An 18,180-nucleotide genomic window follows, 5' to 3' on the forward strand; every position below is an offset into this window, starting at 1 on the left:
CGGGTTTTTTCTTGCCGTCGTGCAACTGCGCCTGGTTCAGTCCGACGCTTCGAAACGATTGGCCGCCACGTTCTTGCGAACCTTGAGCGGATTCCAGATGCGGCCGTTCATCGCGATATAGACGCCCGGCGGCTGCGATTGCACCGCGCCGACGGCCGTGCCGATGTTGAACTCGGCGTCTGAGCCGCGGAAACGGGCCGGATTCAGCGCGCCGGTCAGGACGATCGTCTTGTCGGGGATCTGGGCCAGTACGCGCGCGGTCTCGACCATCGTGTCGGTGCCGTGCGTGACCAGCACGTGCGCCATGGGCTGGGCGGCGATGGTGGCGCGCAGAAGCTCGCGATCGGCGGCGGTGATGTGCAGCGAGTCCTTGCGGATGATCGGGATGACGGTGAAACGGAACGCGACGCCGAGTTCCTCCAGGATGCGGCCGATCTGCGGATCGCCGACCTGGTAGTCCGACTTGTCGTCGAAATACACCTTGTCGATCGTGCCTCCGGTGGTGACGATCAGTAGCTGGTCCATGGTGCGATCCGCTTCGGCTGGCGACGCACGTATTGTATCTGGGCGAGCGCGCTCAGCGACGCCCGCTGCGCAGGGCGGCGAGCTGCTCGCGCAGGGGGTCCAGCAGGGCACCGTAGTGCGACGCGCGTGCGGTATCGCCGCGCAGCGGCGCGCGCACCTGGGCGGCGCTGGCGGTGCGCACGCTGCGCCCGGCCTTGTGGAAGTCGAGGCAGGCGGGGTCCCAGGGCAGCCCGCAGCGGTCGAGCAGCCGACGCAATTGCGTTTCCGGGTCGGCCAGCAGCGATTCGTAGGCCAAGCTCAGTATCCGCTCCGGATCGCGTTGTCGCCAGGCGTCCATCGCGCGCTCGCAATGGTGCACATAGGCGGCGATGTCGCGCAGGTCGCAGGAGAAATGCGGGCGTTGATAGAACTGTTGCTTGTAGCAGGACCAACCCGTTTCGACTGGATCGCGGCGCATGTCGACGACCAGCGCGCCGGGCAGCATCGCGCGCAACACGCCGGCGTGCTTCCAGTTTTCTGGCATCTTGTCGGTGGAACGACGGCGGTGCTGGCGCCAGCGCGCCGTGCGCAGCAGGTAATCCGTGCCCAGGCGCTGCCAATCTTCGGCGTTCGCATCCACTATCCAATCCGGATACGGGCGACGGCGGCGCTGCGATTCGAGCTGGATGATTTCGCCGAGATCCGGCAGTTCGCTCGCCCCTTCGACTTCGGGGTGCGCCGCCAGCATCTGCTCGAGCAATGTCGAACCCGAGCGCGGCAATCCGACGATGAAGATGATCTCCCGGCCCAAGGACACGTCGACGGGCGGCGGCAGCCGCAAGCTCGCGGCCAGGGCCTTGTCGACGAAATCGGAAAGCGCTTGCGCGCTCCAGGGGGCGCCGCGTCGCATGAGTGCGTTCGCTTCGCTGATCGCCTGGAACGCCTGCGGGTAACGGCCGCTGTCCTCTTCCAGCTTGCCCAGCGCATGCCCCATCGCGATGCGGTCGGTGTCGGCGATGTCGCCGCGTCGCAACTGTTTGCTCAGTTCGTCGCGATCGGCCTCGCCCAGGGTGCGCGTCTTGATGTTGGCCAGTCCTCGCCAGGCATCGCCGCAGGCAGGCTGCAACGATAGCGCGGAGCGATAGCGGCGTTCAGCGCGATCGAATTCGCCCAGGTGCACCAGCGCGTCGCCGGCGAGCACATGGGCGGGCAGGAAATCCGGTGCAAGGTCGGCAGCGCGTTCCAGCGCGTCGAGTGCGGCTGCGCTCTCGCCCAACAGTTGAAGATTGCGGCCCAGGTTGAACCAGTGCATCGGCTGTCGCGGCGCGAGGGCAGCGGCGCGGCGCCAGTCGGCGATTGCGCCCTCGCGATCGCCGCTCGCAATGCGTGCTCCGGCAAGATCGCCCAGGCATTGGGCATCGTCCGGCCACAAGGCCATCGCGTTCTGGAACAGGACGATCGCTTCGTCGTTGCGGCCTTGCATGCGGCGCAGGATGCCGAGCAAGCGCATCGCTTCGGGGTGGCCGGTCTGAGCGATCGAGACCTGCAACAGCTGCTCCGCGACCGTGGGTTGCGCATCGCGTATCGCTCTTGCCGCCAAATGCAGGCGTTCCATAGCAGCGGCAGTCAGGGCCGCCAGCCGAGCATCCATGCTGGCGTCGTGCGCGGGTTGTGGATACGGCGAGGTCAATTCGCGGCCTTGCGCCGGAACCGCGCCTTCATGCCGTCCCAGCTGGCGCACAGGATCAGCCAAACCGAAAGGCCGGCTTCCAGCAGGGCCAAGGGGCGCGCCTGCGGATCCGTCCAGGCCTCCATCACGCCGTGGCAGAAGTACAACAGGGCGGCGACGCTGCCCCAGAAACCGGAATGCGGGTGGCGAAGGATGGCCAGTATGGCGGCGGGAAGCATCGGCACGGCGAAAGCGCAGGCGACGAGCCAAGCCGGTGCGCGCTCGGGCGGCAAGAGGAACCCGTGCCAGAAGAACTGCAGCACGAACAAGGCGGCAATGCCGAGCGAGGCGTAACGCCGGGCGATGCTCATCGGCGCAACTTCTCCGCAGTTTGCGCAAGGCGCTTGCCCAGCGCACGCGCCAGCTGCTTTTCCTCATCGCTCAACGGAGCGTCGTCCTTCGCGCCCGCGACGTGGCTGGCACCATAAGGCGTGCCGCCGGTACGCGTGGTATTGAGCGCGGGCTCGGTGAAAGGAATGCCGACGACCAGCATGCCGTGATGCATCAAGGGAACCAGCATCGAGAGCAAGGTGGATTCCTGGCCGCCATGCTGGGTAGCGGTGGAGGTGAAGACGGCAGCCGGTTTGCCGACCAGGGTGCCGGAAACCCATTCGGCGCCGAGCGTATCGATGAAGTGCTTGAGCGGCGCGGCCATGTTGCCGAACCGCGTGGGGCTGCCCAGGATCAATCCATCGCATTCGGCGAGGTCGCGCTTTTCGACATAGGGCGCGCCATCCTCGGGCACGGGAGGTGCCGCCGATTCGGTGACCGGCGCCACCGGCGGCACCGTGCGCAGGCGCGCGGTGGCCCCGCCTTCTTCGACGCCGCGGGCGATCTGGCGCGCTAGCTGCGCCACCGACCCGCCGCGGCTGTAGTACAGGATCAGGATTTCGGTCATCGGTTTCTCCGCAGGGCACAAGCCTAGCCGAACCGGCGGGTTAGGGCATCCCCGCGAGCATGCGTTAACCTTGGGCCATGACGATGGAAGTCCTTCGCCGCTGGGTCGCACGGATCGACCGCGAACGCGTCAGCCAGTTCGGGCGCTATCTGCTCAGGCGCTTCCTGGACGACCGTTGCTTCGAATCGGCCGGCGCGCTGGCGTACACCAGCATGTTCGCCCTGGTGCCGTTCACGACGGTCGTGTTCGCGGTGCTTTCGGCGTTCCCCGCTTTCGACCTTTGGTCGGCCCGGTTGACCGATTTCATCTTTTCGAACTTCGTTCCGATGTCGGCCCGCGTGCTCGAGCAGTATCTGCGCGAATTCGCCGACAGCGCCCGCAATCTCACCGGCACGGGCGTCAGCGCGCTGCTGGTGTCGGTGCTGCTGACGATGTGGAGCATCGAACAGGCGATGAACCGGATCTGGCGCGTGCCGTCGCCGCGACCGCGACTGACGCGCTTCCTGCTCTACTGGACCCTGCTGACCCTGGGTTCCCTGCTGATGGTCTCCGCCTTGGCGGCGACCTCGGCCCTGTTGTCGATGCCGGCGCTCTCGGGCATGGAGACGATGGGGTTCTGGCAATACATGCTGCGCTATCTGCCCACCCTGATCGAATTCGTGGGCTTCACGTTGGCCTACTGGTTGATCCCGCATCGCACGGTGCCCTTGCGCTTCGCGGTATCCGGCGGTTTGCTGGCGACGCTGCTGTTCGAATGGTTGAAGTGGGCGTTCGCCGTCTATCTGCGCAACGCATCGTTCGCGCAACTCTACGGCACGCTGGCCGTCGTGCCGATCTTCCTGATCTGGCTCTACAGCAGCTGGCTGGTCGTATTGCTGGGTGCGTCGTTCTCCGCCTCGCTGTCCTCCTTCCGCTATCAGCCGCGCGCGTTGCGCTTGCCGGCCGGCGCGGAGTTCTACGGCGTGCTGCGTCTGCTGGGGCGTCTGCAAGAGGTCCGCGGGAGCGGTCAGACCCTGCACATCCAGGACATACAACAACGCGAACCCAGCCTGACGGACGACAATATCCAGCGCATGCTGTCCTCGCTTTGCGAGTTGCGCGTCATCGAGCGCAGCGAGCAAGGCGGTTGGTTGCTCGCGCGCGACCTCGATACCGTCAGCCTGGGCGAGCTCTACGAAGGCATGGGCCTCCGCATACCGACGGTCGACCTGCCGCTACCTGGCCGCCAGGATGCGCTCGGCCGGGCCGCCGAGCGTGCGCTCGACCATCTGCGCCAACCTCTGCGCGACCCGATGCATCGCAGTGTCGCCAGCTTCATGAAAACACCCAAGGATTCCTGAGCCATGTCCTTCAAATTCCCTCTCGTGCTGGTCGTCGCGGCCCTCTCGCTGTCTGCCTGCAAACCCGTCGAGCCACCCGCACCTCCGGCTCCGCCCGCCGCTCCCGCCGCACCGGCCGCGGCGCCAGCGCCGGTCGCACCGGCCGCGAAACCCGAGAAACCATCGCTCAAGCTGGAAACCTTCGACGGCAAGACGTTCGACCTGGCCGAGCATCGCGGACGCTGGGTCGTGGTGAATTTCTGGGCCACCTGGTGCACGCCCTGCCTGAAGGAAATCCCCGATCTCGATGCCTTCGACAAGACGCGTGCCGACGTGGATATCATCGGCCTGGCCTACGAGGAGATCGAGCGCGCGGACATGGAAGCCTTCCTGAAGGAGCATCCCATGTCCTATCCGATGGCGATCATCGACACCTACAATCCGCCGGCCGATTTCGATACGCCGCGCGGCTTGCCGATGACCTACCTGATCGCGCCGGACGGAAAGGTGGCGAAGCAATTCCTGGGCCCGACGACCTCGGAAGAACTGGCGAAGATGATCGAGAAGGCGGCGCAAACCACGGCGACGCCGTGATCGCGGCGAAGTTCATCGTTTCGGGCAAGGTGCAGGGCGTCTGGTTCCGCGCATCCGCGCGGGAGCAGGCGGTCCGGCTTGGTTTGCGGGGTAGCGCCAACAATCTCGTCGATGGCAGCGTGGAAGTGATCGCGATCGGATCAGCCGAAGCGGTAGACGAGCTCGAGCGCTGGTTGTGGCGGGGACCGCCGCTGGCCGAAGTGACGAGCGTCGGTCGCGAAGACATCGCCACGCCGACGGCTTCTGCAGGGTTCACGATCGGCTGATGCGCCGGTGCGCGAGACGATTCAGGAGAACTTGCCCTTGATCGGCTTGACCGTGCCCCGATAGCGTTCCACGCCAGGTTTGCCTTTCAACGGCGGGAACTCGATCTTCGACTCGTCCACCGCGGTGTCGGGCAGGCGGTCGAGCAGGTCGCGGATCATGTTCAGTCGGCCACGTTTCTGGCTGTTGAAATCGACGACCGTCCAAGGCGCGTGACGCGTATGCGTGGCGGCGAACATCTCGTCGCGAGCCCGACCGTACTCCGCGTATTTCTCCCGCGCCTTCACGTCGATCGGCGACAGCTTCCAGCGCTTGAGGGGGTCTTCCAGGCGTTCGGCGAAACGCTGTTCCTGTTCGGCCTGGTCCACGGCGAGCCAATACTTGAATAGCAGGATGCCGTCGTCCACCAACATCTTCTCGAAGATCGGCGCCTGTTTCAGGAAGGCCGTCGATTGGGCCGGTGTGCAGAATCCCATCACCTTCTCGACGCCGGCGCGGTTGTACCAACTGCGATCGAACAGAACGATTTCGCCGGCCGCCGGAAGGTGTTCGACGTAACGCTGGAAATACCACTGGCCCAGTTCGCGATCGCTGGGTTTGGAGAGGGCGACCACGCGACATTGCCGCGGGCTCAGGCAATCGGCGATGGCGTGGATCACGCCGCCCTTGCCGGCGGTGTCGCGACCTTCCACGACGACGGCGAGACGCTTGCCGGTGTGCTGCAGCCAGCGCGCCATGCGATTGAGCTCGATCTGCAGCTTCTCGAGCTCTTCGGCGTAGTCCTTCTTCTTCAGTTTGCTCATGGCTGTCCTTCCGAAGCGGGAGTGGAGTGTCAGCTTTCGCGCAGGCGCGGGCGCAGGCCGGCGAGGTTGCAGGGTTGCGTGCGCGCGTCGAGTTGCGCGCGGATCAGCTTTTCCCAGCCTGTGCGGCAGGCCGAGGTGGAGCCGGGCAGGGCGAACAGGAAGGTGCCATTGGCCACGCCGGCGAACGCGCGCGATTGCAGGGTCGAGGTTCCGATCTCTTCGAAGCTCAATGCGCGGAACATCTCGCCGAAGCCGGGCATTTCCTTGTCGAGCAGGGGCAGCAAGGCTTCAGGCGTCGAGTCGCGACCGGTGAAGCCGGTGCCACCGGTGACGAGGATGCCGTCCACGCCCTCGTCGGCGATCCAGGCACTGACGCGCGCGCGCAGCAGATAGCGATTGTCCGGCAGCAGGGCGCGTTCCCGCAGGCCATGGCCGGCTTCGCGCAGGGCATCGACGAGATAATCGCCGGAGCTGTCGTTCTCGGGTGTGCGCGTGTCGGACACCGTCAGCACGCACAGGTTCAGGGCGACGAAATCGCGAGACGCGCTCATGCGCTCACCTCAGGGGTAGATGGAACCATTGCGTCGCATCGGCCTGCCAGCCGAGTTTCCGATACAGCGCCTGTGCGATCTGGTTGTCGCGCGTGGTTTCCAGCACGAGGCGCAGCGCGCCTCGGGACTGGCCGAAATCGCGTGCCGCGAACAAGAGCGCCTCGCCGACGCCCAGGCGCCGCGCGGTGTCGGCGACGAACAGATCGTTGAGCAACCAGACGCGATCGGTGCCCACCGAAGAGAAGATCGGGTAGAGCTGGGTAAAGCCGAGCGCTTCACCGGCGCGTTCGGCGAACAGGACGACGCTCTCGTCGCGGTCGAGTCGTTCGCGCAGGAAAGCGGCGGCACGCGGCAAGTCGGTAGGCTGGCCGTAGAATCGACGATAGCCGTCGAACAGCGGTGCCACCCGATCCACATCGCCTGCTTCCATGCGTCGCACCGTCAGGCTCATGCCGCCTCCGTCAGAAGCTTGAGTTCGTCGGCCTGGTGCTCGCGCGTCAAGCGGTCCACCAGTTCGTCGAGATCGCCATCGATGATGTTGGCGAGATCGTACAGGGTCAGGCCTTCGACGCGATGGTCGGTGATGCGGCCCTGCGGGAAATTGTAGGTGCGGATGCGCTGGCTGCGATCGCCGCTGCCGACCTGCAGGCGCCGGGCAGCGGCGGTGGCCGCTTCGGCCTTGCTGCGCTCGGCATCGAGCAGGGCCGCCTTCAGGCGTTGCATCGCCTTGTCGCGATTCGCGTGCTGCGACCGCTCGGTCTGGTTCTCCACCACCAGTCCGCTCGGCACATGAGTGATGCGGATCGCCGATTCGGTCTTGTTGACGTGCTGTCCGCCGGCGCCCGAACTGCGGAAGGTATCGACTTTCAGGTCGGCCGGATTGATCTGCACATCGGCGACTTCCTCGTAGTCGGGCAGGATCGCTACAGTTGCCGCCGACGTATGGATACGGCCCTGCGCTTCGGTCTCGGGTACCCGCTGCACGCGATGCGTGCCGGACTCGAACTTCATCCGCGAATAGGCGCCGCGCCCTTCGATGCGCGCGACGATTTCCTTGTAGCCGCCATGTTCGCCCGGACTGGCGGATTCGATCTCCAGTTTCCAACGCTTGCGCTCGGCGTAACGCGCGTACATGCGGAACAGATCGCCGGCGAATATCGCTGCTTCGTCTCCACCCGTGCCGGCGCGCACTTCGAGGTAGAGATTGCCTTCGTCGCGCGGATCGCGCGGGATCAGCAGCAGACTGAGTTGTTCCTCCAGCGCGACGATGCGGTCCTGCGCCGCCGGGATTTCTTCCTCGGCGAGTTCGCGCATTTCCGGGTCGTCGCGCAGCCCGAGCGCTGCGGAAAGGTCGCGCCTGGCTTGCGTGTGTTGTGCCAGCGTCGCGACGACCGGTTCGAGCTGTGCGAACTCCTTCGACAAGGCGCGGAAGCGCGCGTTGTCTGCCGATACCGACGGTTCGGCCAACAGGCGGCCGACTTCCTCGTGCCGCTCGGCCAGCGCTTCGAGTTTACGGCGCAGGTTCGGAGTCATCGGCGTCTTCGTAGAGGCGCTCGGCGGCGCGCAGCAGCTCGCTGTCGCCATCGAGAGCGGCGCGACGCAACGCCGCGCTGGGTGCGTGCAGGAGCTTGTTGGTCAGCTGGTGGGCGAGGCGTTCCAGGACATGCTCCGGCGCTTCGCCGTTTGCCAGTTCGCTGCGTGCGCGTGCCAGCGCCTCGTCGCGCGTCGCCAATCCGGTCGTGCGCAGGCGGCGTAGCGCATCCTGCCGACCCTGTGCCTGCCACCACGACAGGTAATGTTCGACCTGCAGGTCGATGATGGCCTCGGCTTGTTGAGCGGCTTCGCGACGCGAAGCCTTGTTTTCCTCGATCGCGTGCTCGAGGTCGTCCACGGTGTACAGGTAGACGTCGGCCAGCTCGGCCACGTCCGCGGCGATATCGCGGGGCACCGCGAGATCGAGCATGAACATCGGCCGGTTCTTGCGCAGCTTCAGCGCGGCTCGCACGGCATCCTTGCGCAGGATGGGTTCCCGGCTCGCTGTCGCCGAAATGACGATGTCGGCCTCGGGCAGGTGTCGTTCCACCTCGGACAGCGGCAGCGCGACGCCGCCGTGGCGACTGGCCAGCGTCTGGGCATGTTCGAGGGTGCGGTTGGCGACCAACAGCCGCTGCACGTGCGCGTCGGCCAGGTGTCGCGCGGCGAGTTCGATGGTGTCGCCGGCGCCGATCAGCATGACGCAGGCGCGATCGAGGTCGGCGAAGGCTTGGCGCGCAAGGCGGACGGCGGCAAATGCGACGGAAACCGGATGCGCACCGATGCGCGTATCGGTGCGCACGCGCTTGGCCACCGAGAATGTCTGCTGGAAGAGGCGGTCGAGCGAGGTGCGCAGGCTTTTTGCGTCGCGGGCGGCCTGCCAGGCCTCCTTCACTTGCCCGAGGATCTGGGGCTCGCCCAGCACCAGCGAATCCAGGCCGGTGGCCACGCGGAACAAATGGCGGACGGCCTCCGTATCGTGGTGGTGGTAGAGATAACCGGTCAGCGCATCGGGTTCGATACCGTGGTATCGCGCCAGCCAGGAAGCGATACGCGGCTCGGTTCCGTCGGCAACCTGTGCGTAAATCTCGGTCCGGTTGCAGGTGGACAGCAGTGCCGCCTCTTCCACGCCTGCCAGTGCCTGGAGTTCGGTCAGTGCTTCCGGCAATCGCGCGGCATCGAGCGCCACCTTCTCGCGCAGGGCGAGCGGCGTGGTCTGATGATTCAGTCCCAGCGCTATCAGCGGCATCCAGTGTTCCGTGTCATGACCTTGGGGCGATGCGATAAGCTCTCGCCGCGCCGGCCGGTATCGGGCCGGCTTCCATTTTAGCCGACGCCGCCCAGACCATGGTTTCCTGCGCCGAATCTTCATCGCCGCGTCGCCGAATCCGCCCCGCGAACTGGCTGGCTGCGGGCCTGCTGGCGTTGCTGACCGCGGCCTGCGCGCCGCCGCCGGTTCGGATCGATACCGCGCGGGCGGAGGCACTACAGGCTGAACGCGAGCGCTCCGTTCTTGCGGAAACCGACTGGGGCTTCAGCGGTCGCGTCGCCTTGAGTGCTCGAGGCCAGGGCGGGAGCGGACGCATCGAATGGCGACAATCCGGAGAGGATTTCGACCTGCGCCTGACGGCCCCGGTTACGGGACAGAGCTGGAACCTGTCCAGGCGCAGCGGCCAGGTCAGGCTGGAAGGGTTGGAGGGCGGAGTACGCGAGGGCCGCGATGCCGAAGCCCTGTTGCTCGAGGCCACCGGTTGGCGAATACCCGTCGATTCGATGCGCCACTGGGTGCGCGGAGCGCGCACCGACGGCCCGAGCCGGATGGAGTTCGATGCGACGGGGCATCCCGCCTTGTTGGAACAGGGTGGCTGGGCGGTCGAATTCCGCGACTGGGGTCGTGGCCAGCCGCCGAGACCGGGCCGTCTCTACGCACGACAATCGGAGGCGACCGTCCGCCTGATCATCGACGCGTGGACAGGCCGGTGAGCGGGATCGAGCTTCCCGGCGAGGGCTGGAGTGCCTGGCCGGCGCCAGCCAAGCTCAATCTGTTCCTGCAGATCGTCGGGCGCCGGACTGACGGCTATCACCTGCTGCAAACCGTCTTTCAGTTGCTCGATTGGGGCGATCTCATTCATCTGCGCGTTCGGGAGGATGGGCAGGTCCGCCGGGTCGGGGTCGGAGCCCGGCCCTATGGGGTCGACCCGAAGGATGATCTTGCGGTTCGTGCTGCCAGATGTCTTCAAAGTGAGACGAATGCCAGTGAAGGCGCTGACATCTTCGTTGAAAAGAGGATTCCGGTCGGAGGCGGGTTCGGTGGCGGCTCCTCCGATGCGGCGTCGACCTTGCTCGCCCTAAATGCCTTGTGGGGTAAGGGCCTGTCGATCGACCGCCTGGCCGAACTCGGGTTGGGTCTGGGCGCCGATGTGCCGCTTTTCGTGCGCGGGCGGAGCGCCTGGGCCGAGGGCGTCGGCGAGAGGTTGACGCCCCTGGACCTGCCCGCCGCCGTTTTCCTGATTGTCGACTCCGGGGTCTCCGTCGCCACTGCGGACTTGTTCCAAGCCCCTGATTTGACGCGGGATGCTGCGCCAGCGAAAATATCGGACTTCCTTTCCGGGATGGTTCGGGGCAATGCCTTCGAGCCCGTGTTGCGTCGCCTGCAGCCTCGTGTCGATGAGGTGCTGGCGGAGTCTCGCAACACGGCGAAGCCTGTCTGACCGGCACGGGAGGGGGATGTTTCGTTCGCTTCGATGATGTCGAAGCGGCCGAGGCGGCGCGACGCGCGTTGCCGGCCGGGCTTGATGCCTGGGTGGCGATGTCAGCAGCGCGCTCGCCCTTGTTCGATGCGCTGGAGCGCTATCGAGAAGGGTGATCCGGTAGCAACGCTGAAGCTTCGTGCAGGGATGCGCGAACGCGAGGCACGAAAGTGCTGAGCTCGAGCGTGCGACAGCTTGGCTGGCGCCGCGAGATCGAAGTCGGACAGGATGTTCGACGACGTACGTAGGGGCGTCGCCAAGTGGCCCAAGGCACCGGGTTTTGATCCCGGCATCCGTAGGTTCGAATCCTACCGCCCCTGCCAATTCCACCGTCAACAGCTGCATGCGAACCTGGCCATGAACAAGCAAAACATGCTCGTTTTCAGCGGTAACGCCAATCGCGTGCTGGCGCAAGCGGTTTGCCGGCAATTGGGCGTACCGATGGGCAAGGCGCTCGTCGGAAAGTTTTCCGACGGCGAGGTCCAGGTCGAGATCGAGGAAAACGTCCGCGGCCAGGACGCGTTCGTGATCCAGCCCACCTGCGCGCCGACGGCAGAGCATTTCATGGAGTTGCTGGTCATCATCGATGCGCTCAAGCGCGCTTCGGTGAACACGGTGACCGCCGTGGTGCCGTATTTCGGCTACGCGCGCCAGGATCGCCGCCCGCGCTCCGCTCGCGTGCCGATCACGGCGAAAGTGGCGGCCAAGATGTTCGGCTCGGTGGGAACCGATCGCGTGCTGATGGTGGACGTGCACGCCGACCAGATTCCCGGCTTCTTCGACATGCCGGTCGACAACGTCTATGCATCGCCGCTGTTGCTGGCCGACATCTGGCGCAACCAGGGCACCGACAACCTGATCGTCGTGTCTCCGGACGTGGGTGGCGTGGTCCGCGCCCGCGCGATCGCCAAGCGCCTCGATGATGCCGATCTCGCCATCATCGACAAGCGTCGCCCGAAAGCCAACGTCGCCACGGTGATGAACATCATCGGCGACGTGGCGGGAAAGACCTGCGTGCTGGTCGACGACATCGTCGATACGGCCGGCACGCTTTGCGCCGCTGCGGCGGCGCTGAAGCAGAATGGCGCGAAAAAGGTGGTGGCCTACTGTACGCACCCGGTGCTCTCCGGCGCGGCCATCGCCAACCTGACCGCCTCCCAGCTCGATGAGTTGGTGGTGACGGACACGATTCCGCTGAGCGATGCGGCGCGCCAATGCGGACGCATTCGCCAGCTGAGCGTGGCGGAACTGTTGGCCGAGACGATCCGGCGCATTTCGCTGGGCGAGTCGGTCAGCACCTTGTACGTAGATTGACCAAGCATCCGGATGGCGGCGGGACTACCGCGGCCGTCCAAAATCGCTCACCTGGTCGCGGGTGAGTGGCAACGCCGCCGCGAGGCGGTTCATTACTGAAGAAGGTTCAACAACATGGCAACCCACAACATCACGGCTTCCAGCCGCAAGGTCGAAGGCAAAGGTGCGAGCCGCCGCCTGCGTACCAGCGGTCACGTGCCGGCCATCGTCTACGGCGCCAAGCAGGACCCGCAGACCGTCCAGCTCGAGCACAACCATCTCTGGCTCGCCAGCCAGAACGAGTGGTTCTACTCGTCCATCCTCGACCTGGCCATCGACGGCAGCGTGCAGAAGGTTCTTCTGCGCGACATGCAGCGTCATCCGTTCAAGCAGCAGATCATGCACCTCGATTTCCAGCGCGTGGACGAGAACGAGGCGATCCGCTTCAACGTCCCGCTGCACTTCCTGAACCAGGAGAAGTCGCCGGCCGGCAAGACCAGCGGCGTGATCATCACGCACGAACTCAACGAAGTCGAAGTGCAGTGCCTCCCGAAGGACCTGCCGGAGTTCATCGAGCTCGATCTGTCGGCGCTCGACGTCGGCGGCATCGTCCACCTGTCCGAACTCAAGCTGCCGGCTGGCGTCATCCTGCCGTCGCTCAAGCTCGGCAAGGAGCACGATCTGGCGCTCGTCATCGCCAAGCACGCCAAGGAAGAAGTGGAAGAGACCGCGGCTCCGGAAGCTGCTGCCGAAGTCCCGTCGACCAAGGCCGCCAAGGCGGCTGCGGCGCCGGCTGCGGCGCCGGCCAAGTCCGACAAGAAGAAGTAATCGTTCCGGCGGCGCTCGCGGGCGTCGCCGGTCCGTTCTTCGATGGCAGGTCTTCGCCTTATCGTCGGACTGGGCAATCCCGGCTCCGAACACGCCAGAACCCGGCACAACGCCGGGTTCTGGTTTATTGACGCGCTCGCGGAAAAATCCGGCGCGCGTTTCGGGCTGGAATCGAAGCTGCATGGCGAAACCGCCAAGGCGCAGATCGATGGCCAGCCGGTGTGGCTGCTGAAGCCGGCGACCTACATGAATGCCAGCGGGCGATCCGTCTCGGCGGCGTTGCGTTACTGGAAGATCGAACCGGAAGAATGCCTGCTGGCGCATGACGAGCTGGATCTGCCGCCAGGCGCGGCGCGCCTGAAGTTCGATGGCGGACACGGCGGTCAGAACGGCCTGCGCGACAGCATCGCCCATCTCGGTCACGGCAAGTTCCACCGCCTGCGGATCGGCATCGGTCATCCCGGCCACAAGGACAAGGTCACGCCGTGGGTGCTGGGGCGTCCCGGGCGCGACGACGAGGCTTCGATCCTGCGTGCGATCGACGATGCGATCGAGGTCATGCCTCTCGCGGTTCGCGGCGACTTCAACGAGGCGATGAAACGCCTGCATACCCCGAGGCCCTGAGCCGTGAGCAGTGCCCGGTTGGTGCCGGCCACTGCTGACTGCTTATCGCCACAGGATCATCCATGGGCATCAAATGCGGCATCGTCGGTCTGCCGAACGTCGGCAAATCCACGCTCTTCAACGCACTGACCAAGGCAGGCATCGCCGCGGCCAACTTCCCGTTCTGCACCATCGAGCCCAATACCGGCGTCGTGCCGGTGCCGGACGAGCGCCTGGCTCAGTTGGCCGAGATCGTCAAACCGCAGAAGGTCATCCCGACCTCGGTCGAGTTCGTGGATATCGCCGGGCTCGTCGCGGGCGCCTCCAAGGGCGAGGGGCTGGGCAACAAGTTCCTGGCCCATATCCGCGAAGTCGACGCCATCGCCCACGTCGTTCGCTGTTTCGAGCACACCGACATCATTCATGTCGCGGGCAAGGTCGACCCGATCGCCGACATCGAGACGATCGACATGGAGCTGGCGCTGGCGGATCTGGACTCTGTCGAAAAAGCCTACAACCGCGTCGAAAAGCTGCCAAGTCCGGTGATAAAGATGCCATCGTGAAGAAGAGGTGCTTGGCCGCATTCGCGCCGGCCTGGATCAGGGCGCGCGGCGCGCGGCCTGGGCTTGTCCGAAGAAGATCGGGCGGCCGTCCGCGACCTGTTCCTTCTGACGCTCAAGCCAGTCATGTACGTGGCCAACGTGCTGGAGGACGGGTTCGAGAACAATCCGCACCTTGATGCAGTCCGGGCCCGGGCGCAGGCCGAAGGGTCCCAGGTCGTCCCGGTGTGCGCTGCTATCGAAGAGGAATTGTCCCAGCTGGACCCCGAGGACCAGGGCGCCTTCCTGGCCGATCTTGGTCTGGACGAGCCTGGCCTGAACCGCGTGATCCGGGCGGCCTATCGCCTGCTTGGCCTGCAGACCTACTTCACCGCCGGCGTAAAGGAAGTCCGAGCCTGGACGGTCAAGGCCGGTTCGACCGCCCCCCAGGCGGCGGCCGTAATCCATACCGACTTCGAGAAGGGCTTCATTCGGGCCGAGACGATCGGTTTCGACGACTATCTGAAGTATCGGGGTGAGTCGGGGGCGAGGGATGCCGGACGCCTGCGCCTGGAGGGCAAGGACTACCTCGTGCAGGAAGGCGATGTGCTGCACTTCCGCTTCAACGTCTGAGTCGCTCGAAGCGCGCTACAGGCGTTGACAATCGGGGCGGCGCCCGTGAAAATTACGGGCTCCCTGTCGGAGGGATACCCAAGCGGCCAACGGGGGCAGACTGTAAATCTGCTGGCTCACGCCTTCGGTGGTTCGAATCCACCTCCCTCCACCAGTTTCGCGTCTGCATCACTGCAAAACGCGGGAGTAGTTCAATGGTAGAACCTCAGCCTTCCAAGCTGATCATGCGGGTTCGATTCCCGTCTCCCGCTCCATTGAAACTGTAAGTGCGGCACCCCAGAACGTTGCTCATGTAGCTCAGTCGGTAGAGCACTTCCTTGGTAAGGAAGAGGTCGCTGGTTCGATTCCAGTCATGAGCACCATCCTCGCGGAAACGGTTCCGTCGAGACAAACATCAATCTTGAATTCATCAGGTAAACGCAATGTCCAAGGGCAAGTTCGAGCGCACCAAGCCCCACGTGAACGTGGGCACGATTGGTCACGTGGACCATGGCAAGACGACGCTGACGGCGGCGCTGACGAAGATCGGCGCGGAGCGTTTCGGCGGTGAGTTCAAGGCGTACGACCAGATCGACGCGGCGCCGGAAGAGAAGGCGCGCGGCATCACGATCTCGACGGCGCACGTGGAATACGAAAGCCCGACGCGCCACTACGCGCACGTGGACTGCCCGGGCCACGCCGACTACGTGAAGAACATGATCACGGGTGCGGCGCAGATGGACGGCGCGATCCTGGTGTGCTCGGCGGCGGACGGCCCGATGCCGCAGACGCGCGAGCACATCCTGCTGGCCCGTCAGGTCGGCGTGCCGTACATCGTGGTGTTCATGAACAAGGCGGACATGGTCGACGACGCCGAGCTGCTGGAGCTCGTCGAGATGGAGATCCGCGAGCTGCTGTCGAAGTACAACTTCCCGGGCGACGATACGCCGATCGTGAAGGGTTCGGCGCTCAAGGCGCTGGAAGGCGACCAGTCGGAGATTGGCGTGCCGGCGATCCTGAAGCTGGTGGACGCGCTGGACACGTACATCCCGGAGCCGGTGCGCGACGTGGACAAGGCGTTCCTGATGCCGGTGGAAGACGTGTTCTCGATCTCGGGTCGCGGCACGGTGGTCACGGGTCGTATCGAGCGCGGCATCATCAAGGTGGGCGACGAAATCGAGATCGTGGGCATCCGTCCGACGGTCAAGACGACGGTGACGGGCGTTGAGATGTTCCGCAAGCTGCTGGACCAGGGCCAGGCGGGCGACAACGCGGGCCTGCTGCTGCGCGGCACCAAGCGCGACGAAGTCGAGCGCGGTCAGGTGCTGTGCAAGCCGGGTTCGATCTCGCCGCACACGGACTTCGAGGCCGAGGTGTATGTGCTGTCGAAGGACGAGGGTGGTCGTCATACGCCGTTCTTCAAGGGCTACCGCCCGCAGTTCTACTTCCGCACGACGGACGTGACGGGCGCTTGCCAGCTGCCGGAAGGCGTGGAGATGGTGATGCCGGGCGACAACGTGAAGATGGTGGTGAGCCTGATTGCCCCGATCGCGATGGACGAAGGCCTGCGCTTTGCGATCCGCGAGGGCGGCCGCACGGTCGGCGCCGGCGTGGTGGCCAAGATCATCAAGTAAGACTAGGGCGGCGACGCCTGCTTCCATCGCCCTGCTGCCTGCAGCGGGGCCGCGGAAGACGCGGTAAAGGGCGAAGGCGGCGTGAGCCGCCGTCGCTTTTTCGGAAAACACGATACGCCAGTAGCTCAATTGGCAGAGCAGCGGTCTCCAAAACCGCAGGTTGGGGGTTCGAGTCCCTCCTGGCGTGCCATCCACACAGCCCCGAGGTCAAAGCCGGGGCTGCGCAGGAAGAATCAGCAAGGTCGGAATGAACACTAAGGCAGAACAAGTTGCGCAGGGCACCAGCCCGGCCGACATCGCGAAGTACGCGCTGGCCCTGCTGGTGGCCGGCGGCGGCATCGCGGGCTACTACCTGCTGACCGCCTGGCCGACGCCGGTGCGCGTGCTGCTGGTGGCTGCGGCCATCGTTGCGGCGATCGGCGTGATGGCGATGACGGCGCTCGGCCATCAGGGTCGTGAGTTCTTGCGCGAGTCGCTGTTCGAACTGCGCAAGGTGGTCTGGCCGACGCAGCAGGAAGCGCGCCGGATCACCGTGGTGGTGTTGATTGTGGTGCTGGCGGTAAGCCTGATCCTCGCCCTGTTCGATTGGGTGATCTCGCTGGCCATCCAGTGGCTTTTGAGCAACTAAGGAGTCGCGACGTGGCCAAGCGTTGGTATGTGGTTCACGCCTATTCGGGTTTCGAACACCAGGTGCAGCGCGCCCTGGCGACGCGCATCGCGCGCGAGGGCATGGAAGCGAAGTTCGGCGACGTGTTGGTCCCTACCGAGGAAGTCGTGGAGATGCGCGGCGGCCAGAAGCGCAAGTCGGAGCGCAAGTTCTTCCCGGGCTACGTCCTGGTGCAGATCGAGACCAACGAGGAAGGCGGCATTCCGCGCATCGACGACGAGAGCTGGCACCTGATCAAGGAAACGCCCAAGGTCATGGGCTTCATCGGCGGCACCGCCGAACGCCCGTTGCCGATCAAGGATTCGGAGGCCGACGTGATCCTGCGTCGCGTCCAGGACGGTGCCGACAAGCCCCGTCCGAAAGTTTTGTTCGAACCGGGCGAGCTGGTGCGCGTCACCGATGGCCCGTTCAACGACTTCAACGGCACGGTCGAGGAAGTCAATTACGAGAAGAGCCGCCTGCGCGTGGCGGTATTGATCTTCGGGCGTTCGACGCCGGTGGATCTGGAGTTCGCCCAGGTCGAGAAGGCTTGAGCAGGAAAAAGCGACAACGTGAAGTCAGGGCACGTGAAATCCCTGGCGCGATGGGGAGCCTGCCAAGCAGGCGCTAGCACCCGGAGAGAAGAAAATGGCTAAGAAAGTAGTTGGTTACATCAAGCTGCAGGTGAAGGCCGGTCAGGCCAACCCCTCGCCGCCGGTCGGCCCCGCGCTCGGTCAGCGCGGCCTGAACATCATGGAATTCTGCAAGGCGTTCAACGCCGCTACGCAGAAGATGGAGCCGGGCATTCCGATTCCCGTGATCATCACGGCTTATTCCGACCGTACCTTCACCTTCATCACCAAGACGCCGCCGGCGTCGATCCTCCTGAAGAAGGCGGTCGGCATCGCGTCGGGCTCCAAGCGCCCGAACACGGAAAAGGTCGGCAAGGTGACCCGCAAGCAGCTCGAGGACATCGCCAAGGCGAAAGAGCCCGACCTGACGGCGGCTTCCCTGGATGCCGCGGTGCGCACCATTGCCGGTAGCGCCCGCAGCATGGGTCTCGTGGTGGAGGGCTAAGAC

20 protein-coding genes, 5 tRNA genes and 2 pseudogenes are annotated in these 18,180 nt (G+C 65.2%); 18 read left to right on the forward strand and 9 right to left on the reverse strand.

Annotated elements, in window-relative coordinates:
- Positions 1-36: 36 nt before the first annotated feature.
- Genes QM707_RS03365 through wrbA form a run of 4 tightly spaced genes read right to left on the reverse strand, consistent with a single transcriptional unit; the run spans position 37 to position 3,131 of the window.
- Positions 37-525, reverse strand: a complete 489-nt coding sequence (locus QM707_RS03365; RefSeq protein WP_415000461.1) for an asparaginase domain-containing protein — start codon at positions 523-525, stop codon at positions 37-39.
- A gap of 52 nt (positions 526-577) precedes the next feature.
- Entirely contained in the window at positions 578-2,155 is a 1,578-nt protein-coding gene (locus QM707_RS03370; RefSeq protein ID WP_415000462.1) for a tetratricopeptide repeat-containing sulfotransferase family protein, read from the reverse strand.
- Positions 2,156-2,190: 35 nt separating this feature from the next.
- Complete coding sequence (locus QM707_RS03375) at positions 2,191-2,544, reverse strand: DUF2069 domain-containing protein (protein ID WP_415000463.1); 354 nt, start codon at positions 2,542-2,544, stop codon at positions 2,191-2,193.
- The gene (gene wrbA / locus QM707_RS03380; RefSeq protein WP_415000464.1) at positions 2,541-3,131 is read right to left on the reverse strand and encodes an NAD(P)H:quinone oxidoreductase; all 591 of its coding nucleotides are present in this window, start codon (positions 3,129-3,131) and stop codon (positions 2,541-2,543) included. Before wrbA ends, QM707_RS03375 begins: the two co-directional genes overlap by 4 nt.
- An 83-nt stretch (positions 3,132-3,214) precedes the next feature.
- On the opposite strand from wrbA, the gene QM707_RS03385 reads away from it, so the two are divergent.
- Genes QM707_RS03385 through QM707_RS03395 form a run of 3 tightly spaced genes read left to right on the forward strand, consistent with a single transcriptional unit; the run spans position 3,215 to position 5,310 of the window.
- Positions 3,215-4,471 carry a YihY family inner membrane protein gene (locus QM707_RS03385; RefSeq protein WP_415000465.1) on the forward strand — a complete coding sequence of 419 codons (1,257 nt, stop codon included), beginning with the start codon at positions 3,215-3,217 and terminating at the stop codon, positions 4,469-4,471.
- A gap of 3 nt (positions 4,472-4,474) precedes the next feature.
- Positions 4,475-5,044 (forward strand): TlpA family protein disulfide reductase, encoded by a 570-nt coding sequence (locus QM707_RS03390; protein WP_415000466.1) that lies wholly within the window; start codon positions 4,475-4,477, stop codon positions 5,042-5,044.
- Positions 5,041-5,310, forward strand: coding sequence for an acylphosphatase (locus QM707_RS03395; RefSeq protein ID WP_415000467.1), 270 nt, complete (start codon positions 5,041-5,043; stop codon positions 5,308-5,310). The genes QM707_RS03390 and QM707_RS03395 overlap by 4 nt, the downstream gene beginning before the upstream one ends.
- Before the next feature lie 21 nt (positions 5,311-5,331).
- On the opposite strand, the gene ppk2 is transcribed toward QM707_RS03395, so the two are convergent.
- From ppk2 to hemA, 5 genes are read right to left on the reverse strand one after another with little or no spacing between them, the layout of a single operon-like run.
- Entirely contained in the window at positions 5,332-6,111 is a 780-nt protein-coding gene (gene ppk2, locus QM707_RS03400; protein ID WP_415000468.1) for a polyphosphate kinase 2, read from the reverse strand.
- 29 nt (positions 6,112-6,140) lie between these two features.
- Entirely contained in the window at positions 6,141-6,662 is a 522-nt protein-coding gene (moaB, locus tag QM707_RS03405; protein WP_415000469.1) for a molybdenum cofactor biosynthesis protein B, read from the reverse strand.
- Positions 6,663-6,666: 4 nt separating this feature from the next.
- Complete coding sequence (locus tag QM707_RS03410; protein WP_415000470.1) at positions 6,667-7,113, reverse strand: GNAT family N-acetyltransferase; 447 nt, start codon at positions 7,111-7,113, stop codon at positions 6,667-6,669.
- Entirely contained in the window at positions 7,110-8,195 is a 1,086-nt protein-coding gene (gene prfA, locus QM707_RS03415; protein WP_415000471.1) for a peptide chain release factor 1, read from the reverse strand. The genes QM707_RS03410 and prfA overlap by 4 nt, the downstream gene beginning before the upstream one ends.
- On the reverse strand, positions 8,173-9,444 hold the full coding sequence (gene hemA / locus QM707_RS03420) for a glutamyl-tRNA reductase (protein WP_415000472.1): 1,272 nt from the start codon (positions 9,442-9,444) through the stop codon (positions 8,173-8,175). Before hemA ends, prfA begins: the two co-directional genes overlap by 23 nt.
- 98 nt (positions 9,445-9,542) lie before the next feature.
- Between hemA and lolB the strand changes: the two genes are divergently transcribed.
- The 15 genes and pseudogenes from lolB (at position 9,543) to rplK (ending at position 18,177) form a co-directional block, all read left to right on the forward strand.
- The gene (gene lolB, locus QM707_RS03425) at positions 9,543-10,178 is read left to right on the forward strand and encodes a lipoprotein insertase outer membrane protein LolB (RefSeq protein WP_415000473.1); all 636 of its coding nucleotides are present in this window, start codon (positions 9,543-9,545) and stop codon (positions 10,176-10,178) included.
- Positions 10,179-10,183: 5 nt separating this feature from the next.
- Positions 10,184-11,061: pseudogene (gene ispE / locus QM707_RS03430) on the forward strand (4-(cytidine 5'-diphospho)-2-C-methyl-D-erythritol kinase).
- A gap of 130 nt (positions 11,062-11,191) precedes the next feature.
- Positions 11,192-11,268 (forward strand) — tRNA-Gln (locus QM707_RS03435).
- Between the two features lie 34 nt (positions 11,269-11,302).
- Complete coding sequence (locus QM707_RS03440; RefSeq protein ID WP_415000474.1) at positions 11,303-12,259, forward strand: ribose-phosphate diphosphokinase; 957 nt, start codon at positions 11,303-11,305, stop codon at positions 12,257-12,259.
- Positions 12,260-12,373: 114 nt separating this feature from the next.
- Entirely contained in the window at positions 12,374-13,066 is a 693-nt protein-coding gene (locus QM707_RS03445) for a 50S ribosomal protein L25/general stress protein Ctc (RefSeq protein WP_415000475.1), read from the forward strand.
- A gap of 42 nt (positions 13,067-13,108) precedes the next feature.
- Positions 13,109-13,690, forward strand: a complete 582-nt coding sequence (gene pth / locus QM707_RS03450) for an aminoacyl-tRNA hydrolase (RefSeq protein WP_415000476.1) — start codon at positions 13,109-13,111, stop codon at positions 13,688-13,690.
- 62 nt (positions 13,691-13,752) lie between these two features.
- Positions 13,753-14,841 (forward strand): annotated as a pseudogene (gene ychF, locus QM707_RS03455) (redox-regulated ATPase YchF).
- Positions 14,842-14,909: 68 nt separating this feature from the next.
- Positions 14,910-14,995: transfer RNA gene (locus QM707_RS03460), tRNA-Tyr, on the forward strand.
- A 26-nt stretch (positions 14,996-15,021) separates the two neighbouring features.
- Positions 15,022-15,095: transfer RNA gene (locus QM707_RS03465), tRNA-Gly, on the forward strand.
- Positions 15,096-15,127: 32 nt separating this feature from the next.
- Positions 15,128-15,203, forward strand: a tRNA-Thr gene (locus QM707_RS03470).
- Positions 15,204-15,263: 60 nt separating this feature from the next.
- Positions 15,264-16,454, forward strand: coding sequence for an elongation factor Tu (gene tuf, locus QM707_RS03475; protein WP_415000477.1), 1,191 nt, complete (start codon positions 15,264-15,266; stop codon positions 16,452-16,454).
- A gap of 114 nt (positions 16,455-16,568) precedes the next feature.
- A tRNA-Trp gene (locus QM707_RS03480) sits at positions 16,569-16,644 on the forward strand.
- A 57-nt stretch (positions 16,645-16,701) separates the two neighbouring features.
- A complete protein-coding gene (secE, locus tag QM707_RS03485; protein ID WP_415000478.1) occupies positions 16,702-17,082 on the forward strand; it encodes a preprotein translocase subunit SecE in 381 nt (126 codons plus the stop codon).
- 11 nt (positions 17,083-17,093) lie between these two features.
- The gene (nusG, locus tag QM707_RS03490; protein ID WP_415000479.1) at positions 17,094-17,654 is read left to right on the forward strand and encodes a transcription termination/antitermination protein NusG; all 561 of its coding nucleotides are present in this window, start codon (positions 17,094-17,096) and stop codon (positions 17,652-17,654) included.
- Between the two features lie 94 nt (positions 17,655-17,748).
- On the forward strand, positions 17,749-18,177 hold the full coding sequence (rplK, locus tag QM707_RS03495; protein WP_415000480.1) for a 50S ribosomal protein L11: 429 nt from the start codon (positions 17,749-17,751) through the stop codon (positions 18,175-18,177).
- Positions 18,178-18,180: the final 3 nt, after the last annotated feature.

Source organism: Arenimonas sp., from assembly GCF_047602345.1.
Taxonomy (GTDB): Bacteria; Pseudomonadota; Gammaproteobacteria; order Xanthomonadales; family Xanthomonadaceae; genus Arenimonas.